This is a genomic window from Bradyrhizobium sp. 2TAF36, from assembly GCF_052114925.1.
GTDB classification, from domain to species: domain Bacteria; phylum Pseudomonadota; class Alphaproteobacteria; order Rhizobiales; family Xanthobacteraceae; genus Bradyrhizobium; species Bradyrhizobium barranii.
The window spans coordinates 1-889 of sequence record NZ_JBFRFR010000246.1 but is presented as its reverse complement, the minus strand read 5'-3'; the positions used below and the strand labels follow the sequence as shown (position 1 = coordinate 889).

1 protein-coding gene is annotated in these 889 nt (G+C 65.9%); it reads left to right on the top strand.

Features of this window, described 5'->3' with window-relative positions; all coding sequences use genetic code 11:
- The first annotated feature begins 42 nt into the window (after positions 1-42).
- Complete coding sequence (locus AB4Z51_RS45010; protein WP_441499778.1) at positions 43-774, top strand: hypothetical protein; 732 nt, start codon at positions 43-45, stop codon at positions 772-774.
- The last annotated feature ends 115 nt before the right edge of the window (positions 775-889 follow it).

The following is an 889-nucleotide window of genomic DNA, read 5'->3' as shown; positions in this document are numbered from 1 at the left end:
ATCGACACCTCCCGCGGAACAAAAGCGGAAAGTGTAACCCATGTGTCCGGTACGTTCTGTCACCTATGTCTCGGGCCGCTCACGTGCGGCCTCCTCTTGCTCGCGGTCTGCATGCTCGCAGCAAGCGCCAGCGCCTGGGTGCCGCATCTGTCGCCGCTGTTCGCGTCGGCGCTCACGCCGGACCCTGCTGCCAAGCTGCCCGCGCCGACCCGTTACAGCTACCGAGGAACGCACACCACCGTCGTCAAGGGCGTTGAAACGCCGCTCCGCACCAGGCTGGAGGCCACCGTGCCCGCCGAGCTCGGCGACGTCCTCGCCTTCTACCGCACCGAGCTCAGCAAGCTCGGCTGGCAGGAGCAGCGCGATGGCGCGGTGGTCTCCGCCGATCACGTCAAGCTCGCCTTCGCCTCCCCGCTCGGACCTGGCATGCTGGCGCTCGACCGCAAAGACGCCAGCACCGCCGTCAATCTCGTGCAGAAGAATGCATCTGTCGCGGCCAATGCGAACGTGATGCCCGAGCCCGGCCAAGCGAAGCTGGTGTTCTCCAATATCAGCGAAACGGAAGCCACGCTCACGATCAACGACCGGACCATCAGGCACGCCGCCGGCGCCTACGCGGTTTCGCTGGATCTGCAGCCCGGGAGATATTCCTACGAGGTGAGCGTGCCGGGCCATCCAGCCACGACGAACATCCTCAACTTCGCTGCCGGCGATACCTGGGAGCTTACGATCGGGCGCGACGGAGAGGCTTGGTCGCCGCTCCTGCTGTATTGAACCTCACGGGTTTCTGCCGCGACTTCTCGTCTGAGGCCGCGCCGACGGTGTCGCAGGCTGCAAATGCGCACGCCTGAGCCGGTGTCGCAGGCTGCAAATGCGCACGCCTGAGCCG